Here is a 20,163-nt window from a genome sequence, read left to right as displayed (position 1 = left end):
TCATGACTGAGGGCAATTCTTACCTCCCCCTCCGTCACCGCTACGCGGCGCCACCTCCCCCTGGCGGGGGAGGATTGATGCTACCCCATGTGCCGCTTGTCGAGCTTCCGCGCCAAGGTCCGCCGGTGCATCCCCAGCCGCCGCGCGGCTTCCGAAATGTTAAAGTCCACATCGGCCAGCGTCTGGTGGATATGCTCCCATTCCAGCGTCTTGATCGACGTCGGCGGGGCAGGGGCGATCGTTGCGTCGGCATCGCCCTCGACACGCGCGAACGCCGCCTCGATATCGTCGGTATTGGCGGGCTTCGTCAGATAGTTGGTCGCGCCCAGCTTGATCGCCTCCACCGCGGTCGCGATGCTGGCGAAGCCGGTGAGGACGACGATCTTGATCCCCGGATCGAGCGCATGCAGCGCCGCGACGCAGGTAAGGCCCGACGCGCCACCCAGTCGCAGGTCGACCACCGCATGGTCGGGCTTGAACGCCGTCGCCGTCGCCTCCAGCGTGTCCGGCCCGTCGATCATCGCGACCGCATAGCCGCGCCGCTCGAACGATCGGCCCAGCGTGCGGGCGAAATTGGCGTCGTCCTCGACGATCAGCAGGCGGCGGGCCTCGCTCATCCGCGCGCCTCCAGCGCCAGGCTCGCGATGGGTAGCCGCAGGACGGTCTCTGCGCCGCCCTCCGCCCGGTTGCGCGCCTGCAACGTCCCCCCCAGCGTCCGCAGCACGTTGGTCGCGAGGAACAGGCCCAGCCCGGCGCCGCGTCGCGCCTTGCTGGTGTTGTACGGCCGCCCCAGGCTGTCGAGCACCTGCGGGGGGAAGCCGCTGCCGTCATCCTGCACCGTCAGCACCAGCATCGCCTCCTCCATCCGCGCCGTCAGCGCGATCCGCTCCGCCCCCGCCTCGACCGCATTGTCGAGCAAATTGGTCAGCGCCTGCCCCAGCGCGCGATCGGCCACGATCGGCGTATCGTCGGACAACGCATCATGGAAGGCGACGGTGCCCGGCCACGCGTCGATCAGCTGGCGTAGGAACCGGCGCACCGTCGTGCGTTCGGGGGCGACGCCGGTCACCTCGCCCGCGGCGAACAGGATGCCCGACACGATCGTCTTGCAGCGCATCACCTCGGCCTGCATCTCCGCGACTTCGGCGGCGAGGCGGGGATCGTGGATAACCGCGGGGTCGGCCTTCCAGTCGCCCAACAGCACCGCGATCGATGCGAGCGGCGTACCCAGTTCATGCGCCGCGCCGCTGGCCAGCAGGCCCATGCGCACGATCTGGTCCTCCTCCGCCGCTCGGCGACTGAGGTCGGCCAGATAGGCGTCGCGCTCGCGCAGATTGGCCGCGATCCGCGTCACGAACAGCACCAGCAGCACCGCGGCGAGCACGAAATTGCACCACAGCGCCAGCACATAGACGGGCGACAGATGCGTCGCGAACCACGGCGGCAGCGCCAGCGGCGGGCTGACCGCCGCGACCACGGCAAAGGCGACGGCAGTAAAGCCGACCAGCGCCCAGCTCGACCAGGTATGCAGCAGCACCGCGCCCATCACGACCTGCAACAGGTACAGCGACACGAACGGATTGTTCGCGCCGCCCGACAGATACAGCTGCACCGACAGCGCGAAGACGTCGCACACCAGCGTGCCGAACAGCTGGAAATTGGTGACCGGCCAATGCGGATGTCCCAACCACGTCATGACGTTCAGCATCACGAGCCCGGCGAGCACGACGAACATCTGCGCGATCGGCAGCGTGATCCCGAAGCCGTAATGCACCGTCAGGATCGTCGCGAGCTGCCCGCCCACCGCCATCCAGCGCAGCAGCACCAGCTGCCGCATATTGCGCGCCGCGGCATCGTCAGGCGCAGGCGCAGGCGGTGGCAGGCGGACGGCGTGGCTCATACCCATCGTGGTAGCGCGCGCCGCCCCGCCCGTCATCCCGGCGCTAAGGAAAGGGCCGGAACACCCATTCCACTCACCCCGTCACCCCGGACTCGTTCCGGGGTCCACCGCGCCGCACGGGGATGGCCTGACCCTCCAGCGGCCCCCTCGCCGCAGAGTGGACCCCGGACCAAGTCCGGGGTGACGGAGCGGGTGGGGAAACGCCCCGCCCGGCCGCCAGCCGACAAGAGCAGGCGTACGAGCTGGATGTCCCAAGCCGCCACCCTGTCTAACCCATCCACGGAAAACGGCCCGACCGCCTATCCCACCCACGCCGTCACCCCGGACTTGGTCCGGGGTCCACCCCGCCACACGGGGACGGCCAGAGCCTCCAACTCCCCCGCGCCGCAGAAACCCCGCAGCAACGGTGCAAACGACGCCCCCCTCAGAACCGCCAGTCGACCCTATCCGTCTCGCCCTTGCAAATCCCGCGCAGTGCCGCCCACTGGCGCGCGTCCAGCGCAGGCGTATACACTGCGCCCTTCACGATGCTCGCCCGGAACCGCTTCGCCCGGTCCGCCGACATCGGATGGCTGGCGATATAGGCGAACATCCGCTCCGTACCGCCCGCGCCCTTGCCCAGCCGGTCGAAGAAGCGCGCGGTCGGCACCGGCGACAGCTTCGCATCGCGCAGCATCTCGATCGCCCGGCCATCGGCGCGCGCCTCCGCATCGCGCGAATAAGCGGTGGCGAGCAGCGCGTTGGTATAGCCGCCGACATGCCCCTCCATCCCGCCGAGCAGGACGGACAGGCCCATTTGCCGCAGCAGCGATTCCATCACGTCGCGTCCGCGCACGTGGCCGATCTCATGCGCGATCACGCCCGCCACCTCGTCGGGCGATTGCGCCGCCTGGATCAGCCCGTCGAACACCACGATCCGCCCGCCGGGCAGCGTCACCGCATTGACCATCGGCAGTTTGACGACATGCACCTCCAGCGTGCGATCGTCGGGGTCGATGCGCTGCACCAGCGTCGCCAGCGCGGCGCGTCCGGCGGGATCGGAACAGCCCTTGCGACCGAAATCGCCCATCATCACGTCGCCCAGCCGCTGTTCGGCCGACGCCGGGATCAGCCGCGCGAGCAGGGCAGGGGTGCGCAGAACGACGACCACGACGATCGCCGCCAGCACCGCAAAGACGCCGACCGCGCGCCACAGCCCCAGCCGGTCGACCCAGCGGCCGTAGCGATGCGCGCCCGGCAGCGCCGCGGCGAGATCGGCCGGCACCGCGCCGTCGAAGGTGATGCGCCAGCCGGGGTGCCCCTTGCGCCCGAAGCTTGCATGGCCGGCGTCGCCGTCGCCCGGCGTCAGCTCGGCGAACGGCACCCGCGCGCCGGCCTGCCCGTCGTCCACCAGCGTGAAGCCGTCGCCCTCGGCGACCAGCTCCACCCGGCGGCGCAGCGCGGTGACGCCGTCGTAATGCCAGACGCCTGCGCGCATGGGGTCAGAACGCGCCGACGTCGAACGCGTCGAGCAGCCCTTCGCCCTGGCCCGGTTCGCGCGTGCGCGACTGGGTCAGCGTGTCGATCTCCACCTCGCCATAGGCCGCGAGGTGGCGGATGAAGAACGCCCAATTGCGGTACGGCACGAAGATATAGCCGACGCCGAAGGTGACCACCGTCAGGCCCAAATTGCCGAGGTACAGCTTCACCCAGTCCATCGTCGACGCCTCGAACCCGAACTCCAGCTTGCCCAGCGACGTCGCGCCGATCGCTTCGCGGAAGAAGGCGGCGTAGAAGGCCATGGCGATCAGGCCCAGCACGCCGAAGAACAGCACGTAGAAGCCGACGACGGCCAGCACCACCGTCGCGATCACGCCCGCCGTCGGCGGCGTACCGGGCTTCATCCCGGCAAACGCCCCCGCGAACAGGAAGCCCAGGATGCCGGCCGCCACGACGATGAGGATCGGCGCGACGTAGAACAGCAGGAATCGCTTGAAAACCGGCTGCCAGCGCGCCTCGCTGCGGAAGGGCAGCGAACCGAAGCTCATTGCATTCCACCGCTGGTTCCACAGCCTGGCCATCGCCCAGGGCGTCATCAGATAGATGGTCAGGAACGACAGCAATGTCCGCCAGAAATAGCTCCAGCCATAGGCGACGCCCTGGTCGTCGCTGCCGCCGCGGATGCCATGCCACAGCGTGCGGCTGAGGCGGTAGCGCAGCGCCCGGAACCGCGCGACGCCGAACAGGTAGAGGATCGCGAGATAGAGCAGCCCCACCATCAGCCCCGCCGCACCCTGATGCCCGCGCATCATCACGCCCTGCAGGACGAGGTTGATGATGCCGAGCGGCAGGACGAACAGGACGAAGGCGAGCAGATAGCCGACGAACAGCTCCAGCCCCGTGCCCGTCCATTCCAGCCGGTCGTCGATGAACTGCGTCCGGCTCCACAGATACCGCCGCGTCCGCGTCCGCGCCCAGAAGACGTAGACGCCCAGCGTGACGATCGTCAGCAGCAGGTTGGTGAAGGCGATCGGCGCATAATCCTGCCACCGCCCGGTAAAGCGGAACGCCCGCGTCGCTGCCTGTTCGTCACTCATGTCCGTCCCCCTCGCGGGGCAGTGGAGCCGAGCGCCGGGGACGGGTCAACGACAATCTGGGCCATGGACAGGGCAATCCCCCCGCCGACGCGCCGCCCCGCACGGCATGCCGGCGCCTAAGCCCCTCACGACGCTCGCCTTCGTTGCCGGGAATGACGATCCGGCATTTTTGCCAATGAGGCGGGACGACGGCTCGGGTCCCGGGTCCCGCTTTCTCGCCCCCAAGAGAAGAAGCGGGATCCCGGCTCAAGGCCGGGATGACGGGCGCGCTGGCAAAGACGGACCGCCCCCCAAACCCCCTCCGTCACCCCGGACGTGATCCGGGGTCCCGCTTCTCCACCACGGCCACTCACATCAACACCGAACCAGCATCACCCCGCAAACCCCTCGATCGCCGCCTGAAACGCCGCGGGCTGGTCGAGCATCACGAAATGCGCCGCATCGCCGATCCCCACGAACCGCACGTTCGGCGCACCCGCATAGGCCGCGGTGTACAGCGCCTTCGCCTGCGCCTCGCTCGGCCCCGACGTCGCCCAGGGATAGACGAGCGTGATCGGCGTCGCGATCTGCGGCATCGCGGGGCGCAGGTCGGTGGTCATGTCCTCGTACATCGCCTGTGCCGAAACGCGCGGATCGGCGGCCATCGCCCAGGCCGTCACCTTCGCACGCGCCTCCGGGCGCAGCGCCAGCCGTTCGGCGATCGCGGTCGCGGCGGCGGCATCGGCGGGCTTGCCATAGCTCGCCGCCTGCATGTCGCGCATCGCCTTCGCGCGCGGTTCGATCATCGCGACGGTCGCGGTCGGCGCGAACAGCGTGCCGATGAAGGGCAGCGAGTCGACGATCATCAGCTTGCCCGCATCGCCCGGATGCGCCTTGGCCAGCATCAGCGCGGCGAGCCCGCCCATCGAATGGCCAACCACTGCGGCGCCTGCGATCTTTTCCTTGGCGATCAGCGCGTGCAGGTCCGCGACCACGCCGTCCAGCACGCCCGGCGACAGGTTCGCCCCCGGTGCGTCGCCGCCGAAGCCGTTGACCTGCACCACATAGACGCGATGGGTCTTCGCAAGGCCCGGCACCACGCCGTCCCACACCGCGCGCGGGGACGACAGGCCGGGGATCAGGATGACCGGACTACCCTTGCCGGTCGCCACGACCGAGATATGCGGCATCCGCGTGTCGGCCGCAGGCGTCGCGGCATGGCTCGGCGCCGGCTGCAGGACGACGCCCAGCGTCAGGGCGGAGGCAGCAAGGCGCATACCGACAAACCGGATCATATTACTTCTCCTTGGACGGACTGACGAAGACGTCTTCGATGGCAAGCTCGAACAGCTCGGCTATGCGGAAGGCGAGGGGGAGCGAGGGATCGTAGCGCCCCGTCTCGATCGCATTGACGCTCTGCCGGCTGACCTCCAGCTGTTCGGCGAGATGCTGCTGGCTCCACCCCCGCGTCGCCCGCAGCGCGCGCAGGTGGTTGTTCATGCGCCGTCCCCGGCAAAGCGGTCGCGCAGCCCCATCGCGCACTGCCACAGGCCGAAACAGCCGCACCAGACGGGGAAGGTCAGGAAGGTCGGGAAGTGCCCGACCGCGCCGCCGTTCTCGAGGAACCCCCAGACGGTGGTGATGACCAGCATGACGCCGAGCCCGCCCAGCATCGCCGTGGCCAGCCGCGTGCGGATGAACTCGTCGCGCTCCTCGATCAGATAAGCGCCCATCACCAGGATCGCTGCAACGATCGGCAGCGCCGGCGCTACGGACAGAAGCGCGAGCAGCGCCCCCTGCGGCTTCTGATCGCGGATCATGGCCGTGCAGGCGAACAGCACCAGCACGTACATCGTCATCGCTGGAAAGAAGCGGCGCAGATAGCGGCGCTGCGCCGGGTTCAGCTTTTCGCTGCGTCGAATCGAGAACATAACAGCCTCCTTCGTATGTGAAGGAGGCTTTACATGGAAAGCTCGCTTTACGTCAAGCGCGCTTTACATCAGATGACAAACTCCACCGATCGGCGCTGCGCCTCGTCGGCGCGCTTGGCGACGATTTCGGCGTGGAGCGCGCTGATCGTGCGGCTGCCGGTGGTGGTGAACAGGAACGGGAAGACGCCATGCGCCAGCGCGCCGAGCCCGCCCGCGATCATGCGCAGGCCGAACCGGGTCGCGACGCCCAGATGCTGCGTGTAGCTCTCGCCGACCGAGGCGGGGTGGTGGGTAAAGGGGTTCATCGGACACCTCCTGCCCCGGATGCTATCCCTTCGCGCGCAGGCTTTCCAGCATCTCGGCGGCGAGCAGGCTCAACGTATCGTCCCTAGCGCCCATCACGACGACCCGGTCGCCCGGTCGCGCTTCGGCGACCAGCAGCGCAGCCGCCTCCGCGCGGTTAGCGACATGGCGCGCGTCGCGGCCGGCGGCGGTCAGATCCGCGACGATGTCGGCGCTCGTCACCTCGCGGCTCACGGTGCCGCCGTGATAGACCGGATCGGGCAGGACGAGCAGGTCGTCGGGCCGCAGCCGCTGCGTCAGGCTCTCGACCAGCTCGCGCCGCATCACCTTCAGCGGGCCATAGCCGTGGGGTTGGAACAGGATGCGCAGGCGCCCGGGAAAGGCGTGCAACGTATCGAGCGTCGCGGCAATCTTGTCGGGGTTGTGCCCGAAATCGTCGATCACCGCGACCCCGCCCGCCGCGCCGATGAAGTCGAACCGGCGCCTGAGGCCTGTAAAGCCGCCGATCGCCTCCACCGCCTGCTCCAGCGGAATGCCCGCGGCGGCGACCGCGGCGATCGCGGCCAGCGCATTGGCGACATTGTGCCGGCCGGGTACGGCGAGTCGGACATGCCGCCGCATCTCGCCCGCGCCGAAGGGCAGGCGCGCTACCAGCTCAAACGATATCGCAAACGGCTCCGGCACCAAATTCTCGGCGCGCAGATCCGCCTCCGCCTCCACCGCGACGGTCACCACATTCGCCATGCCCGCGACCAGCGCCGCCGTCTCCGCATCGCCCACATTGGCGACGACCACATCGGCCTTGCCCGCAAAGTCGGCGAACAGGCGCCGCAATTCGTCCAGCGCCTTGTGATCCAGGCTGACGTTGTTCAGCACCGCAACCCGCGGCACGTAGCGCGCGATCGACCCGTCGCTCTCGTCCACCTCGCTGACGAAGGCATCGCCCCCCTCCTTTCTATTGGCCCCCACCAGCGCGCTCGCGAACGGCGCATCCGGCGCCGCGAAGTTCTTCATCACCGCGCCGTTCATCACCGTGGGGTCGCGCCCCGCCGCGTGCAGGATCCAGCCGATCATGCCCGTCACGGTCGATTTGCCGCTGGTGCCGGCGATGCCGATCGGTAGTTCGCTCGCGTTGAACAGGGTGCTCAGCAGCTCGGCACGGCTCATCCGCGCGCACCCCAGCCGCGTCGCGGCGACGATATCCGCCACCGTGTCTTCGACCGCGGCGGAGGCGACGACGATCTGCTGGGGCGAGGTGATCCCGCTGCCGTCCTGCGGGTGCAGGCGGATGCCGCGCGCGATCAGGCTGTCGAACTTGGCGGGCACGCGCCCCTGGTCCAGCCCGCGGTCCGATCCTTCGACGATCGCGCCGCGTCCAGCCAGGATCGTCGCCAGCGGCAGCATGCCGGATCCGCCGATGCCGACCAGAAAGAAGCGCTGACCCTGTACCGTCTCGGAAATGTTGCCGTTCGCCATCGGCCCGCGCTATCGCCGGGCATCGGCAGGCACAAGGCTCTGTCGGCGAGCGGGGATACGCGCATGCGGATTGGAGTGGTGGCGCCGGCGAGCATCGGCAACAAGGATGCCGAGGCGCCGTTCATCGCCTTCACCGCTTTGGCCTATCCCGAGGTCGACCTGATCGTTCACCCGCAATGCTGGGAGACGGACGGCCATTTCGCCGGCAGCGACCGTCGCCGCGCCGACGCCTTCCTCGAATTCGCCAACGATCCCGGTTTCGACGCGATCTGGTTCCTGCGCGGCGGTTATGGTTCGAACCGAATCCTGCCGCTGGTGATGCCGCAGCTGGGGCCGGCGGCGCGGCACAAGACGTATCTTGGCTATTCCGACATGGGTTTCCTGCTCGGCGCGCTCTACGCCCGGCGGATCGGCCGGCCGGTCCATGGTCCGATGGCGAGCGACATCCGCCGCACGCACGGCGACCAGACGATCGCGCGCTCGCTCGGCTGGCTGGCGCGCGGCGACCGGCAGGGGCTGGAGCCGCGGCTCGACGGGCGCCCGGCGGCGGCGTTCAACCTGTCGATCCTGGGCGCGCTGATCGGCACGCCCTATCTGCCCGACCTCACCGACCACGTCCTCATCATCGAGGAAGTGTCGGAACCCATGTACAATATCGACCGGCTGCTGTTTCACATGGGCCATGCGACGCAGCTGAAGGGCATCGCCGGCGTCCGCGTCGGCAGCGTCACCGCGGTGACGCCGAACGAGCCGCAATGGAACGAGGACATCGAATATATGGTCCGCCGCTGGTGCGCCGACCTCGGCGTGCCCTATTTGGGGAGGGCTGACGTCGGCCACACCCAAACCAACCGCGTGGTGCCGTTCGGGATCGTGTGAGGCGCGACGGTAGCCACCTCCACTCCGTCACCCCGGACTTGGTCCGGGGTCCACCGGGCCGCGCGGGCACGGCAAGAGGCTCGAACCACTCCCCTGGCCGCAGAGTGGACCCCGGACCAAGTCCGGGGTGACGAAAAGAGGCCCTGTCCTACACGCCCCATTTATGCCTAAGCTCCCCGCGATGGCCCATGTCGCGCCTCCGCCCATCACGCCGGCACCGCCGCGTTGGGACAGCACGGGTGGCGCTTCCGATCATAACGTATCGTCCACTTCGTCCACTTCCAGCGCCCCGAACGGCCGCCGCGCCCCCGAATCGCCCCCGCGACTCGCCTTGCGTCCGTCGCTCCCCCGCGTGCATAAGCCGCGCTCTCAATACCCAAGGAAGCCTTGAACCCATGTCTGTCATGTTCCGTATCACGCTGCCCGACGGTTCCGTCCGCGAGGTTGCGCCGGGGACTACCCCCGCGGACGTGGCCGCCGCCATCGGTCCGGGCCTCGCCAAGGCGGCGCTCGCCGCGCGCATCGACGGGCAGGTGCGTGACCTTAACCGGCCGTTCGATGGCGACACGCAGCTCGCACTGGTGACCGCGAAGGACGAAGCCGACGCGCTCGAACTCGTCCGCCACGATCTTGCGCACGTGATGGCCGAGGCGGTGCAGCATCTGTTCCCCGGCACGCAGATCACCTTCGGTCCCGCGACCGACGACGGTTTCTACTATGACTTCGCACCCAAGGACCGTCCCTTCACCGAGGACGATCTGCCCGCGATCGAGGCCGAAATGCGCCGCATCATCGCGAAGAACGAACCGTTCACGCGCGAAGTGTGGAGCCGCGAACAGCTGATCGACACCTGGACGAAGCAGGGCGAGACCTTCAAGGCCGAATGGGCCGCCGAACTGCCTGAGGGCGAGGAACTGACGATCTACCGTCAGGGCGAATGGCTCGACATGTGCCGCGGGCCGCACATGGTCTCGACCGGCAAGCTCGATCCCAACGCCTTCAAGCTGACGCGCGTATCGGGCGCCTATTGGCGCGGCGACCAGAAGAACGCGATGCTCAGCCGGATCTACGGCACCGGCTGGCTCAACAAGAAGCAACTCGATCAGCACCTCTTCATGCTGGAAGAGGCCGCCAAGCGCGATCACCGCAAGATCGGCGCGGAGATGGACCTGTTCCACCTCCAGTCCGAAGCGCAGGGTTCGGTCTTCTGGCACCCCAAGGGCTTCGTCCTGTGGCGGCAGATGGAGGCCTATATGCGCCGCCGCCTCGACGCCGCCGATTATGCCGAGGTGAAGACGCCGCAGCTGATGGACGCACGCCAGTGGGAACAGTCGGGCCACTGGGGCAAGTATCGCGAAAACATGTTCGTGGTGCCGGACGAGATTCCGAACACCGAGGACGAAGGCGCGATCCTGTCGGGCGATGCCGACCTGATGGCGCTGAAGCCGATGAACTGCCCCGCGCACGTCCTGATCTTCAAGCAGGGGATCAAGAGCTACCGCGACCTCCCCATCCGCATGGCCGAATTCGGCTGCTGCCACCGCAACGAGCCGCACGGCGCCCTCCACGGCATCATGCGCGTCCGCCAGTTCACGCAGGACGACGCGCATATCTTCGTGCGCGAGGACCAATTGGTCGACGAAGTGCGCAAGTTCTGCGAACTGCTCCACTCGGTCTATCAGGACTTGGGCTTCACCGATTATGCGGTGAAGCTGGCGCTGCGCCCCGAAAAGCGCTTCGGCTCTGATGAGATGTGGGACCAGGCGGAGCAGGAACTGCGCGAAGCGGTGCAGGCCTCGAACCTGCCTGAGGACATCAAGGCGAAGTTCGAGGAACTGCCAGGCGAGGGCGCCTTCTACGCGCCCAAGCTCGAATTCCACCTGACCGACGCGATCGGCCGGACGTGGCAGGTCGGCACCATCCAGTCCGACCGCGTGCTGCCCGACCGCCTCGACGCGAGCTATGTCGGCGAGGACGGCAACCGCCACCGCCCGATCATGCTCCACCGCGCGATCCTCGGCACGTTCGAACGCTTCATCGGCATCCTGATCGAACACCACGCCGGCCGCTTCCCACTCTGGCTGTCCCCAGTGCAAGCGGTCGTCGCGACGATCGTCTCGGACGCCGATGATTATGCCGAAGAGGTGGCGGCGCGCTTGCGCAAGGCAGGCCTGCGCGTCGAAACCGATCTCCGCAACGAGAAGATCAACTACAAGGTCCGCGAACACTCCGTCGCCAAGGTCCCGGTCCTGCTCGTCGTCGGCAAGCGTGAAGCGGAGGAAGGCAAGGTCGCCATCCGCCGCCTCGGCAGCCAAGCGCAGCAGATCGTGACCATCGACGAAGCGCTCGCTATGCTCCGCGACGAGGCACTGGCGCCGGACATGCGCGGCTGAAGGAGACGGCGCGTCTTTCAAAAGGCGCGCCGATCCCTTATATACGTTCGCAAACCACCACAGGAGCAATACCCATACGTCCTCCCATGATGCGCCGGCCGAACCAGGCGCCGCCGATGAACGGTCCTCGTTTCAACGAATGGATCCAGAGCCCCAAGGTCCGCGTCATCGACCATGAGGGTGAGAATCTTGGCGTGATGTACACGCGCGAGGCGATGGCGCAGGCGCAGGAAGTCGGCCTGGATCTGGTCGAGGTGTCGCCGAACGCCGATCCGCCCGTCGCCAAGTTCCTCGACGTCGGCAAGTTCAAGTACGAGGCGCAGAAGAAGGCGAACCTCGCTAGGAAGTCGCAGAAGACGCAGGAGATCAAGGAGATCAAAATGCGTCCGAACATCGACGACCATGATTACGACACTAAGATGAAGAAGGTCGCCGAATTCATCGAGGATGGCGACAAGGTGAAGGTCACCATGCGCTTCCGCGGTCGCGAGCTCAGCCATGGCCAGCTCGGCATGAACGTGCTGCAGCGCGTTGCGGAGCAGGTGCAGGAGATCGCCAAGGTCGAAGCCTATCCGCGTATGGAAGGCCGCCAGATGCTGATGGTGCTCGCGCCGAAATAAGCATCCGGCCGGATCGGCGCTTTCCGTAGCGTCATCTGAAATCGGTCTTTTTGAACACCGGGTCCGGCAACGGGCCCGGTGTTGCGTATGGGAGACACTGCATTCGAAAAGCATGACGCCATCATGAAAATAGTGGACGCTCACGCCTGCGACCACCTAGCCTCAAAAGAAAACCCGATATTCGAAAACAATCGAAATCGATCTGGAGAGGAAGCCCATGCGCCTTACCGCGTACCTGCTGTCGGCAGCGACGATCGCCATCGCCTCGCCCGCGATGGCCCAGAACAACAGCCCCGAACCCTCGAGCGCGGCGACGCAGACGACGACGCCGACCGCCGCCGGGTCGGTGACGCAGGACGATCAGATGGGGGCGGACATCGTCGTCACCGCGCAGGGCCGCGCCCAGGCGCTGGCCGACGTGCCGGTCGCGATCTCCGCCGTCTCCGCCGAAACGCTGCAGAATTCGGGCGCCAGCGACATCCGCCAGCTCAACCAGCTCGCGCCGTCTCTGCTGGTGTCGTCGACAGGCTCGGAAGCGAACGGCTCGGCGCGTATTCGAGGTATCGGTACGGTCGGCGACAACCCCGGCCTCGAAAGCTCCGTCGCGGTGTTCATCGACGGCGTCTACCGCTCGCGCTCCGGCATCGGCCTCACCGAACTGGGTGAAATCGACCGGGTCGAGGTGCTGCGCGGCCCGCAGGGCACGCTCGGCGGCCGCAACTCGTCGGCGGGCCTGATCAGCATCGTCAGCAAGGCGCCGTCCTTCTCGGGCTTCAGCGGCGGCGCGGAAGCGACCTACGGTAACTACAATTTCTACCGCTTCGCCGGGAACCTCAACCTGCCGTTGAGCGAAACGATCGCGGCGCGTGTCGATGGCGTCTATGTGAAGCGCGACGGCTTCTACCGCGATTACACCAACAACACCGACGTCAATAACCGCGACCGCTACTTCCTGCGCGGCCAGCTATTGTTCGAACCGAGCAGCGACGTCACCTTCCGCCTGATCGGCGACTATACGCATCGCGACGAAAAGTGCTGCGCGGCGACCTATGTCGATCGCTCGGTCAACGAAGCCGTCGGCAACCTCAACGATCCGGTTGCTTCGGTGAACGCGGGCCTCGCCGCGGGCAGCAACGGCAACAACATCGTCAACGTCATCCGCGACCTCGGCCAGCCGCTAAACTACGTCAACGCCGCCGGCTACAGCCGCGACGTGTCGGTCAGCCCCGGCCGCAGCTTTGCCGGCATCACCAAGGATTGGGGCGTGTCCGGCCAGCTCGACTGGAATATCGGCGGCACCAAGCTGACCTCGATCACCGCCTATCGCGATTACGATTCGAGCCAGGGGTCGGACACCGATTACAGCCGGGTCGACATTCTGTACCGCGCCGCCAACGGCAATTCGGCGCGTCGCTTCCGCACCTTCACGCAGGAAGTCCGCCTGAACGGCTCGTTGTTCAACGACAAGCTCGACTGGCTGGTCGGCGGCTTCTTCGCGAACGAAGACCTGCGCGTCCTCGATAACCTGCGCTTCGGCAGCCAGTACGGCCGCTTCGCGACCTGTCGCTTGGTGTCGGGCAGCGCGCTCGCGCAATTCTATGCGCCGGGCAATGCGGGTTGCCTGAGCGCGACGGGCCGTGCGGTGCTCAGCGGCGTGGTGCCGGGCGTCGCATCGCCCTTCGGCGCGGCGGGGCCGACGATCGTCGGCGCGATCGATACGCTGGATGCGATCAACGACAAGGGCGCAACGCGCGACGTTTACAATCAGAACAGCCGCAACTGGGCGCTGTTCACGCACAACATCTTCCACGTCACGCGCACCGTCGATCTGACGCTGGGCCTGCGCTACACCAACGAACGCAAGCGCTTCGACGCGACCTTCACCAACGACAACGTCGGCTGCGTCGCCAACCAGCGCGCGCTGCTGCCCTTCCTGTCGAACGCCGGCCTCGCTGCCACTGCGGGCGGCATCATCGGCCTGTCGTGCCAGGGCAATTCGACCGCAGAGCTCAACGGCGTGTCGATCAACAGCGTCCGCAAGGAAGACCAGTTCACCGGCACCGCGGTGCTGTCGTGGAAGCCGATCGACGACCTGCTCGTCTACGGCAGCTATTCGCGCGGCTATAAGGCGGGTGGCTTCAACCTCGACCGTTCGGCGCTGAAGTCGCCGATCCTGCCCTTCTCGGCATCGGGCGGTGCGCAGGCGCTGGTCAACGCGCTGCAATTCGCGCCGGAAACGGTCAACGCCTATGAAATCGGCGCCAAATACGCGACCGGACCGTTCACGCTGACCGCCGCGGCGTTCCTGCAGGACTTCAAGAACTTCCAGCTCAACACGTTCAACGGCACCGTCTTCCTGGTCCAGAATATCAACGGCTGCTCGTCGAACCTCAACGGCGGCGATCGCGACCAGAGCAAGTTTGCGGCGGCCGGCAATTACAATGCCGCGGCGGCGACCACCGGCGTCTGCCCGTCGGGCGACGTGGGCTGGGGCGTCCGCTCCAAAGGCGTCGAGCTGGAGGCCTCGCTGGTCCCGGCGCGCGATTTCCGCGTGACCCTGGGCCTGACGCTCACCGACACCAGCTATCGCGACCAGCTGGTCGGAACCGATGCCGGCGCACCGCTCGATCAGGCGCTGCGCAAGCTGCCGGGCAACCGCATGTCCAACTCGGCGGACGTGGTGACGACCGCGTCGGCGGCGTGGACGCCGCAACTCGGCGGTGGCTATTCGGCGCTGTTCTACGTCGATACGCGCATGACCAGCGACTATAACACCGGGTCCGATCTGTTCCCGCAGAAGGTGCAGGACGGCTATGCGATCGTGAACGCCCGCATCGGCCTGCGTACGCCGGACGAAAAGTTCAGCCTGGAATTCTGGGCGCAGAACCTGACCAACGTGAATTACGCGCAGGTCGCGTTCAACTCGCCGTTCCAGGAAGGCGCTGCGACCGCGGCGTTCCAGGACCCGCAATATCCGGGCGGCCGCCAGCTGTTCTCGCAATATCTCGCCGAACCGCGCACCTATGGTGCGACGATCCGCGCGCGCTTCTGACCTCAAGCAAGGCAACGACTCCTGGGCCGGCCGCAGCGATGCGCGCCGGCCCGTTTCTTTTGCGGCACGGCTGACCCGGCCGCAGGCTCGTCGTACCGCAAGCGTTTTGACGGGGGGCAGGGAACCGGCACCCGCTATCGCCGATTGGGGCGGTGAAGGGGACGATCGCTGATCTTCGAATCGATGCTGGTCAAATTCGCGCTGATCGGCCTGCTCGGCATCGGCGCGCAGTGGATCGCGTGGCGGACGGGCAAGCCCGCCATCGCGCTGATGCTGATCGCTGGCGTGCTGGCGGGGCCAGTGACGGGACTGATCGATCCGCAACGCGATTTCGGCGCGCTGCAACAGCCGATCATCAAGCTCGCCGTGGCGGTGATCCTGTTCGAAGGCGGCCTCAGCCTCAACTTCCGCGATCTGCGCCACGCCGGCCCGGCCGTGCTGCGGCTCGTGGTGATCGGCGTGCCGGTCGGGCTGGTGCTCGGCACCGCCGCGGCCTTCTACGGCGCGGGACTGCCGCTCGGCATATCGGCGCTGTTCGGCGGCATCCTCGTCGTCACCGGCCCCACGGTGATCGGACCGATGCTGCGATCCCTGCGCGTTCCCGCACGGGTGCGCGACACGCTGAAATGGGAAGGCATCGTCAACGACCCGATCGGCGCGCTGCTCGCCGTCGCGATCTATGCCTATATCACCTATATCGGCCCGGACCGCAGCGCGATCGCGATCGGGCTGGACGTCGCCGCGGCGACGCTGGTCGCGGGCGCGATCGGCGTCGGCCTGGGCTTCGGCCTCACCACCGCGTTCCGCCGCGCCTATATCCCCGAATATCTCAAGGCGCCGACCGTCCTCGTCGCGGTGATCGCCGGCTTCGTCGCGGCAGACCTGATCAAGCACGAAACTGGCCTCATCACCGTCACGCTGATGGGCGTCGTCATGGGCAATCGCCAGACCCAGTCGACCGCCGCGCTCAAGCATTTCAAGGAAGACCTCGCCGTCCTCCTCATTTCGGGCGTCTTCGTCATCCTGTCCGCGACGCTGCAATGGGAGGTGGTGGAGCGCTTCCAGGCGCGGTTCCTGATCTTCCTCTTCCTCCTGCTGTTCGTCGTGCGGCCGTTGACCGTCATTGCCAGCCTCGCCTTTTCGGGCATGCCGTGGCGCGAGCGGCTGTTCGTCGCGTGGATCGCGCCCCGCGGCGTCGTCGCGATCGCGGTCACCAGCCTGTTCGCGCTGCGGCTGGAGGATTTCGGCATGAAGGATGCCGATGCGCTGGTGCCCTTGGTGTTCGGCGTGGTGGTCGCGACGATCTTCGCACACGGCTTTTCGGCGGGCTGGGTCGCGCGGCGGCTGGGGATTGACAAGGGGAAGGGCGAGGGCGTGTTGCTGGTCGGCGCCAACGCCTTCACCACCGCATTGGGCGGCGCCTTGCAGAAGATGGGGCTGACGGTGATGATCGCCGACACCGCCAAGTTCGCGCTCCGCGCCGCACGCAAACAGTCGCTCGACGTCCATCAGGGCGACATCCTAGATGAAGTGACGCAGGACACGCTCGACATGCAGCAGTTCCAGCACGTCATCGCCGCGACCGACAACGATTCCTACAATAGCCTCGTCTGCGCAGACCTCGGCCCCGAAGTCGGGCAGGACAAATTGACGCAGACCGGCGTCGACGAAACGCGCCTCAGCCGCCGCCGCGCGCGCATGCTGCTGGAAGGCGGCGAGACGGTGGACGAATTGCAGGTGCGCGTCGCCGCCGGCTGGGCGTTCGGCCGGACGCGGATCACCAGCGTCTTCCCCTACGAAGCCTATCGCGCACGCCTCGCCCCCGAGGCGGAGCCGGTCGCGGTGATGAAGCCCGACCGCCGCCTGCTGCTCTTCTCGACGACGCAGCGTCCGGTGGTGGAGCCGGGCGACACGATGCTCACCTTCGCCCCGCCCGAACCGGTGTGACGAAACCACTCATCATCCCGTGATCCCACACAATCCACCGTCACCCCGGATCACGTCCGGGGTGCCGGCGAAAGGGCCCTAAGCCGTCACGTCCTCCGTCTCGCCCGCCGCGGCGGTGCGCAGCCGCCGTTCCAGCGTCTTCAGACGCGCCGGCTGGGTGATGCGGTCGCCCGTCAGATCGGTGACGTAGAAGGTGTCGACCGCGCGCTCGCCATAGGTGGCGACATGCGCCGAATGCAGCGTCACCTTCGACTGGAACAGTGCATGCGCCAGCTGGTTCAGCAGCGCCGGCCGGTCGCGGGCGTTCACTTCGATCACGGTAAATCGGTTCGACGCATGATTGTCGATCAACACGTTCGGCACGATCTCGAACGCGTCCGCCCGTGTCCGCGCCGCGGGCTTGGCGACGAGGCGGTCGGCGAGCTTGCCGCGATTGGCCAGCGCATCCTCGATCGCCATCGTCAGCCGCGTCAGCTGGCTGACGTCGTCGAACGGGCGGCCGAACGGGTCCTGCACCAGGAAATTGTCGATCGCCATGCCGTCGCGCGTTGTGTGGATGCGCGCATCGATGATGTTGCCGCCCGCGACATGGATCGCGCCGGCGATCCGATAGAACAGCCCGGGATGATCGGCGGCATAGATCGTCACCAATGTCGCGCCGCGCGTCGCATAGACCTGCGCATCGATGGAGAGCTGCGCGTCCCCGGCCGCATCGATGAAGCGCGCGTTATGGGCCAGCACGTCGTCCGGCTCGGCGATCCAATAGGCTTCGGGAAAGCGCCGGACGAAGGCGGCGAAGCGCGCGTCGTCCCACGCCAGCGTCGCCTGGAGCGTTTCCTGCCGCGTCGCGATCCGCTCGGCGCGGCCGCGCTGCTTGTGGCCTAGGCGCAGCACCTCTTCCGCCGCCTCGAACAGATCGGCGAGCAGCTGCCGCTTCCAGCCGTTCCACGTGCCAGGCCCCACCGCGCGAATGTCGACGATGGTCAGCACCAGCAGCAGGCGCAGGCGTTCGGGGCTCTGCACCACCTCGCAGAAATCGAGGATCGTCTTGAAATCGCTGAGGTCGCGCTTGAACGCGGTCGCCGACATCAGCAGGTGCCAGCGCACCAGCCACGCCACCGTCTCCGTCTCGGCGGGCGACAGGCCGAAGCGCGGGCACAGCCGCTCGGCCACCTCCGCGCCCAGGATCGAATGGTCGCCACCGCGCCCCTTGGCGATGTCGTGCAGCAGCACCGCGACATAGAGGACGCGGCGCGAAATGATGTGCTTGATGATCGCGGAGGACAGCGGATGGTCCTCCTTCAACTCGCCCTTGTCGATCCGGCTCAGCAGGCCGATTGCGCGGATCGTATGCTCGTCCACCGTATAATGGTGGTACATATCGAACTGCATCTGCGCGACGACGCGGCCGAAATCGGGCACGAAGCGGCCGAAGACGCCGGCCTCGTTCATCCAGCGCAGCACCAGTTCGGGGTCGCGCGGCGACGTCAGCACATCGAGGAAGAAGGCATTGGCGCGCGTATCGCGGCGGTGCCCGTCGATCAGCTTGGCATCGCGCTTGGCGGCGCGCATCGCGAGCGGGTGAATTTCGACGCCGTGCAGGTCGGCGAGCTGGAAGATCTCGATCAGCCGCACCGGGTCTTCGGCGAAATAGTCGTCACGCGGTAGCGCGAGGCGTCCGCGGTCGAGGACGAAGCCGTGCAGCTTGCCCGGACGGCGCCGGATCGTCGGCAGGCCGAACCGCCGCCCGCGCGCTGCGAACCGCTCGTCCAGGTGCGCCAGGAACACGCCGGTCAGGTCGCCGACGGTGCGCGCCTGCAGGAAGTAATATTGCATGAACCGCTCGACCGCGGGTTTGCCCGGCCGATCCGAAAAGCGCATCCGCGCCGCCACTTCGCGTTGCACGTCGAACGTCAGGCGATCCTCCGCCCGGCGGGTGATGCTGTGCAGGTGGCAGCGCACGGCCTGCAGGAAATTGTCGGCGCGGTGGAAGAGCTTATATTCTTCCGGCGTCAGCAGGCCGACGCCGACGAGGTCTGCTCCGCGCTGCACGTCGTAGATATATTTGCCGATCCAGAACAGCGCGTGCAGATCGCGCAGGCCGCCCTTGCCCTCCTTGACATTGGGTTCGACGACGTAGCGCGTGTCGCCCATCTTGCGATGGCGCGCGTCGCGTTCGGCGAGCTTGTCGGCGATGAATTCACGCTCGGTGCCGTGCTGCACCTCCGCCTTGAAGCGCCGCGCCGCCTCGTCATACAGCGACTGGTCGCCGATGACGTAGCGCGCCTCCAGCAGCGCCGTACGGATCGTCACGTCGGCCTTCGCCTGGCGCACCATCTCGTCGAGCGAGCGGCTCGAATGGCCGATCTTCAGCCCGAGGTCCCACAGCGCGTACAGCATCGATTCGATGACCTGCTCGGCCCAGGGCGTCTGCTTGCCCGGCGTCAGGAAGCCGATATCGACATCCGAATAAGGCGCCATCTCGGCACGGCCATAGCCGCCGACCGCGATCAGCGTCAGCCGTTCGCCCGCCGTCGGGTTGGCGAGCGGGTGGAGGCGCTGTGTCGCCAGATCGTACAGCAGCCGCAGCAGCTGGTCGGTCAGATACGCCTGCGCGTTCGATGCCTCCAGCCCGCGCGAGGGATGCGCGGCCAGACGGCGCTGGATTTCGGTGCGGCCGTCGCCCAGCGCAGCCTTCAGCAGATGCGTCGCCTGCGCGCGCAACGGCGCATCGGCGGCATCGATCGCCGCGATACGCTCGGCAAGAGCGCGCCGATCGATGATCGCGCGACGATTGGGGATGTGGTCGAAACGGCCCTGCATGGCGGCGGTCATAGCGGAGACAGGGTTAACGCGACATGGTGTTGGTGGGGGGGGCCGCGCTCACCTGTCTCGGGCGCCTCGCGTTGGCGACGTCCGCATTTTTCGCTGTCCTACGCGACCCGATTATGCCTACCCTTCCATCGCTCTTTGATACCGTGAAGCCGGCTTTTGCGCGTGCCGACGGACGGGAGGGCATTCCGACGATTACGTACCGTCCACTTTGTCCACTTCCGCGGTGCGCAGAGCGTCGGACGAGGTCCGAATCGAGGCCCGATGGGCGCGCC

The 20,163-nt window shown here is 67.3% G+C and carries 15 protein-coding genes; 5 read left to right on the top strand and 10 right to left on the bottom strand.

From position 1 onward, the window contains the following. Window positions 1–80 precede the first annotated feature (80 nt). The 9 genes from A7E77_RS03550 to A7E77_RS03510 all read right to left on the bottom strand — a co-directional run bounded on the left by A7E77_RS03550 (window position 81) and on the right by A7E77_RS03510 (window position 8,165). Window positions 81–617, bottom strand: a complete 537-nt coding sequence (locus A7E77_RS03550) for a response regulator transcription factor (RefSeq protein ID WP_017979648.1) — start codon at window positions 615–617, stop codon at window positions 81–83. Further along, on the bottom strand, window positions 614–1,900 hold the full coding sequence (locus A7E77_RS03545; protein ID WP_063685893.1) for an ATP-binding protein: 1,287 nt from the start codon (window positions 1,898–1,900) through the stop codon (window positions 614–616). Before A7E77_RS03545 ends, A7E77_RS03550 begins: the two co-directional genes overlap by 4 nt. A gap of 424 nt (window positions 1,901–2,324) precedes the next feature. Continuing rightward, window positions 2,325–3,377: a M48 family metallopeptidase gene (locus A7E77_RS03540; protein ID WP_063685892.1), complete on the bottom strand. Its 1,053-nt coding sequence runs from the start codon at window positions 3,375–3,377 to the stop codon at window positions 2,325–2,327. 4 nt (window positions 3,378–3,381) lie between these two features. Next, a complete protein-coding gene (locus A7E77_RS03535) occupies window positions 3,382–4,476 on the bottom strand; it encodes a YjgN family protein (protein ID WP_017979645.1) in 1,095 nt (364 codons plus the stop codon). 371 nt (window positions 4,477–4,847) lie between these two features. Then, window positions 4,848–5,750, bottom strand: coding sequence for an alpha/beta fold hydrolase (locus A7E77_RS03530; protein ID WP_063685890.1), 903 nt, complete (start codon window positions 5,748–5,750; stop codon window positions 4,848–4,850). Between the two features lies 1 nt (window position 5,751). Further along, window positions 5,752–5,955, bottom strand: coding sequence for a helix-turn-helix transcriptional regulator (locus A7E77_RS03525; RefSeq protein WP_017979643.1), 204 nt, complete (start codon window positions 5,953–5,955; stop codon window positions 5,752–5,754). Further along, window positions 5,952–6,386 (bottom strand): hypothetical protein, encoded by a 435-nt coding sequence (locus tag A7E77_RS03520; protein WP_063685888.1) that lies wholly within the window; start codon window positions 6,384–6,386, stop codon window positions 5,952–5,954. Before A7E77_RS03520 ends, A7E77_RS03525 begins: the two co-directional genes overlap by 4 nt. A 68-nt stretch (window positions 6,387–6,454) precedes the next feature. Continuing rightward, window positions 6,455–6,691, bottom strand: coding sequence for a DUF6356 family protein (locus tag A7E77_RS03515; protein ID WP_017979641.1), 237 nt, complete (start codon window positions 6,689–6,691; stop codon window positions 6,455–6,457). Window positions 6,692–6,713: 22 nt separating this feature from the next. After that, window positions 6,714–8,165: a glutamate ligase domain-containing protein gene (locus tag A7E77_RS03510; RefSeq protein ID WP_063685886.1), complete on the bottom strand. Its 1,452-nt coding sequence runs from the start codon at window positions 8,163–8,165 to the stop codon at window positions 6,714–6,716. A gap of 63 nt (window positions 8,166–8,228) precedes the next feature. Between A7E77_RS03510 and A7E77_RS03505 the strand changes: the two genes are divergently transcribed. From A7E77_RS03505 to A7E77_RS03485, 5 genes are all read left to right on the top strand, one after another. Continuing rightward, window positions 8,229–9,044, top strand: a complete 816-nt coding sequence (locus tag A7E77_RS03505; RefSeq protein WP_063685885.1) for an LD-carboxypeptidase — start codon at window positions 8,229–8,231, stop codon at window positions 9,042–9,044. Window positions 9,045–9,439: 395 nt separating this feature from the next. Further along, window positions 9,440–11,437, top strand: a complete 1,998-nt coding sequence (thrS, locus tag A7E77_RS03500) for a threonine--tRNA ligase (RefSeq protein WP_063685884.1) — start codon at window positions 9,440–9,442, stop codon at window positions 11,435–11,437. Window positions 11,438–11,523: 86 nt separating this feature from the next. Then, window positions 11,524–12,057, top strand: coding sequence for a translation initiation factor IF-3 (infC, locus tag A7E77_RS03495; protein ID WP_017979637.1), 534 nt, complete (start codon window positions 11,524–11,526; stop codon window positions 12,055–12,057). 217 nt (window positions 12,058–12,274) lie between these two features. Next, window positions 12,275–15,109: a TonB-dependent receptor gene (locus tag A7E77_RS03490; RefSeq protein ID WP_063685883.1), complete on the top strand. Its 2,835-nt coding sequence runs from the start codon at window positions 12,275–12,277 to the stop codon at window positions 15,107–15,109. Between the two features lie 183 nt (window positions 15,110–15,292). Beyond that, window positions 15,293–17,056: a cation:proton antiporter gene (locus A7E77_RS03485; protein WP_063685882.1), complete on the top strand. Its 1,764-nt coding sequence runs from the start codon at window positions 15,293–15,295 to the stop codon at window positions 17,054–17,056. 78 nt (window positions 17,057–17,134) lie between these two features. Here the strand turns inward: A7E77_RS03485 and A7E77_RS03480 are convergent, their stop codons facing one another. After that, window positions 17,135–19,891, bottom strand: a complete 2,757-nt coding sequence (locus A7E77_RS03480; protein WP_078462211.1) for a [protein-PII] uridylyltransferase — start codon at window positions 19,889–19,891, stop codon at window positions 17,135–17,137. Window positions 19,892–20,163 lie beyond the last annotated feature (272 nt).

Origin of the sequence: Sphingomonas sp. NIC1, assembly GCF_001638925.1 — a bacterium.
Classification (GTDB): domain Bacteria; phylum Pseudomonadota; class Alphaproteobacteria; order Sphingomonadales; family Sphingomonadaceae; genus Sphingomonas; species Sphingomonas aquatilis.
Note: the sequence above shows the minus strand (reverse complement) of the source record. Positions and strands in the feature narration are given on the sequence as shown.

Coding starts and splice junctions, on each gene's coding strand:
- A7E77_RS03510 (WP_063685886.1), bottom strand. CDS start 8,165: ATGGCGAACGGCAACATTTCCGAGACGGTACAGGGTCAGCGCTTCTTT.
- A7E77_RS03530 (WP_063685890.1), bottom strand. CDS start 5,750: ATGATCCGGTTTGTCGGTATGCGCCTTGCTGCCTCCGCCCTGACGCTG.
- A7E77_RS03485 (WP_063685882.1), top strand. CDS start 15,293: ATGCTGGTCAAATTCGCGCTGATCGGCCTGCTCGGCATCGGCGCGCAG.
- A7E77_RS03480 (WP_078462211.1), bottom strand. CDS start 19,891: ATGACCGCCGCCATGCAGGGCCGTTTCGACCACATCCCCAATCGTCGC.
- thrS (WP_063685884.1), top strand. CDS start 9,440: ATGTCTGTCATGTTCCGTATCACGCTGCCCGACGGTTCCGTCCGCGAG.
- A7E77_RS03550 (WP_017979648.1), bottom strand. CDS start 617: ATGAGCGAGGCCCGCCGCCTGCTGATCGTCGAGGACGACGCCAATTTC.
- A7E77_RS03490 (WP_063685883.1), top strand. CDS start 12,275: ATGCGCCTTACCGCGTACCTGCTGTCGGCAGCGACGATCGCCATCGCC.
- infC (WP_017979637.1), top strand. CDS start 11,524: ATGATGCGCCGGCCGAACCAGGCGCCGCCGATGAACGGTCCTCGTTTC.
- A7E77_RS03535 (WP_017979645.1), bottom strand. CDS start 4,476: ATGAGTGACGAACAGGCAGCGACGCGGGCGTTCCGCTTTACCGGGCGG.
- A7E77_RS03540 (WP_063685892.1), bottom strand. CDS start 3,377: ATGCGCGCAGGCGTCTGGCATTACGACGGCGTCACCGCGCTGCGCCGC.
- A7E77_RS03525 (WP_017979643.1), bottom strand. CDS start 5,955: ATGAACAACCACCTGCGCGCGCTGCGGGCGACGCGGGGGTGGAGCCAG.
- A7E77_RS03515 (WP_017979641.1), bottom strand. CDS start 6,691: ATGAACCCCTTTACCCACCACCCCGCCTCGGTCGGCGAGAGCTACACG.
- A7E77_RS03545 (WP_063685893.1), bottom strand. CDS start 1,900: ATGAGCCACGCCGTCCGCCTGCCACCGCCTGCGCCTGCGCCTGACGAT.
- A7E77_RS03520 (WP_063685888.1), bottom strand. CDS start 6,386: ATGTTCTCGATTCGACGCAGCGAAAAGCTGAACCCGGCGCAGCGCCGC.
- A7E77_RS03505 (WP_063685885.1), top strand. CDS start 8,229: ATGCGGATTGGAGTGGTGGCGCCGGCGAGCATCGGCAACAAGGATGCC.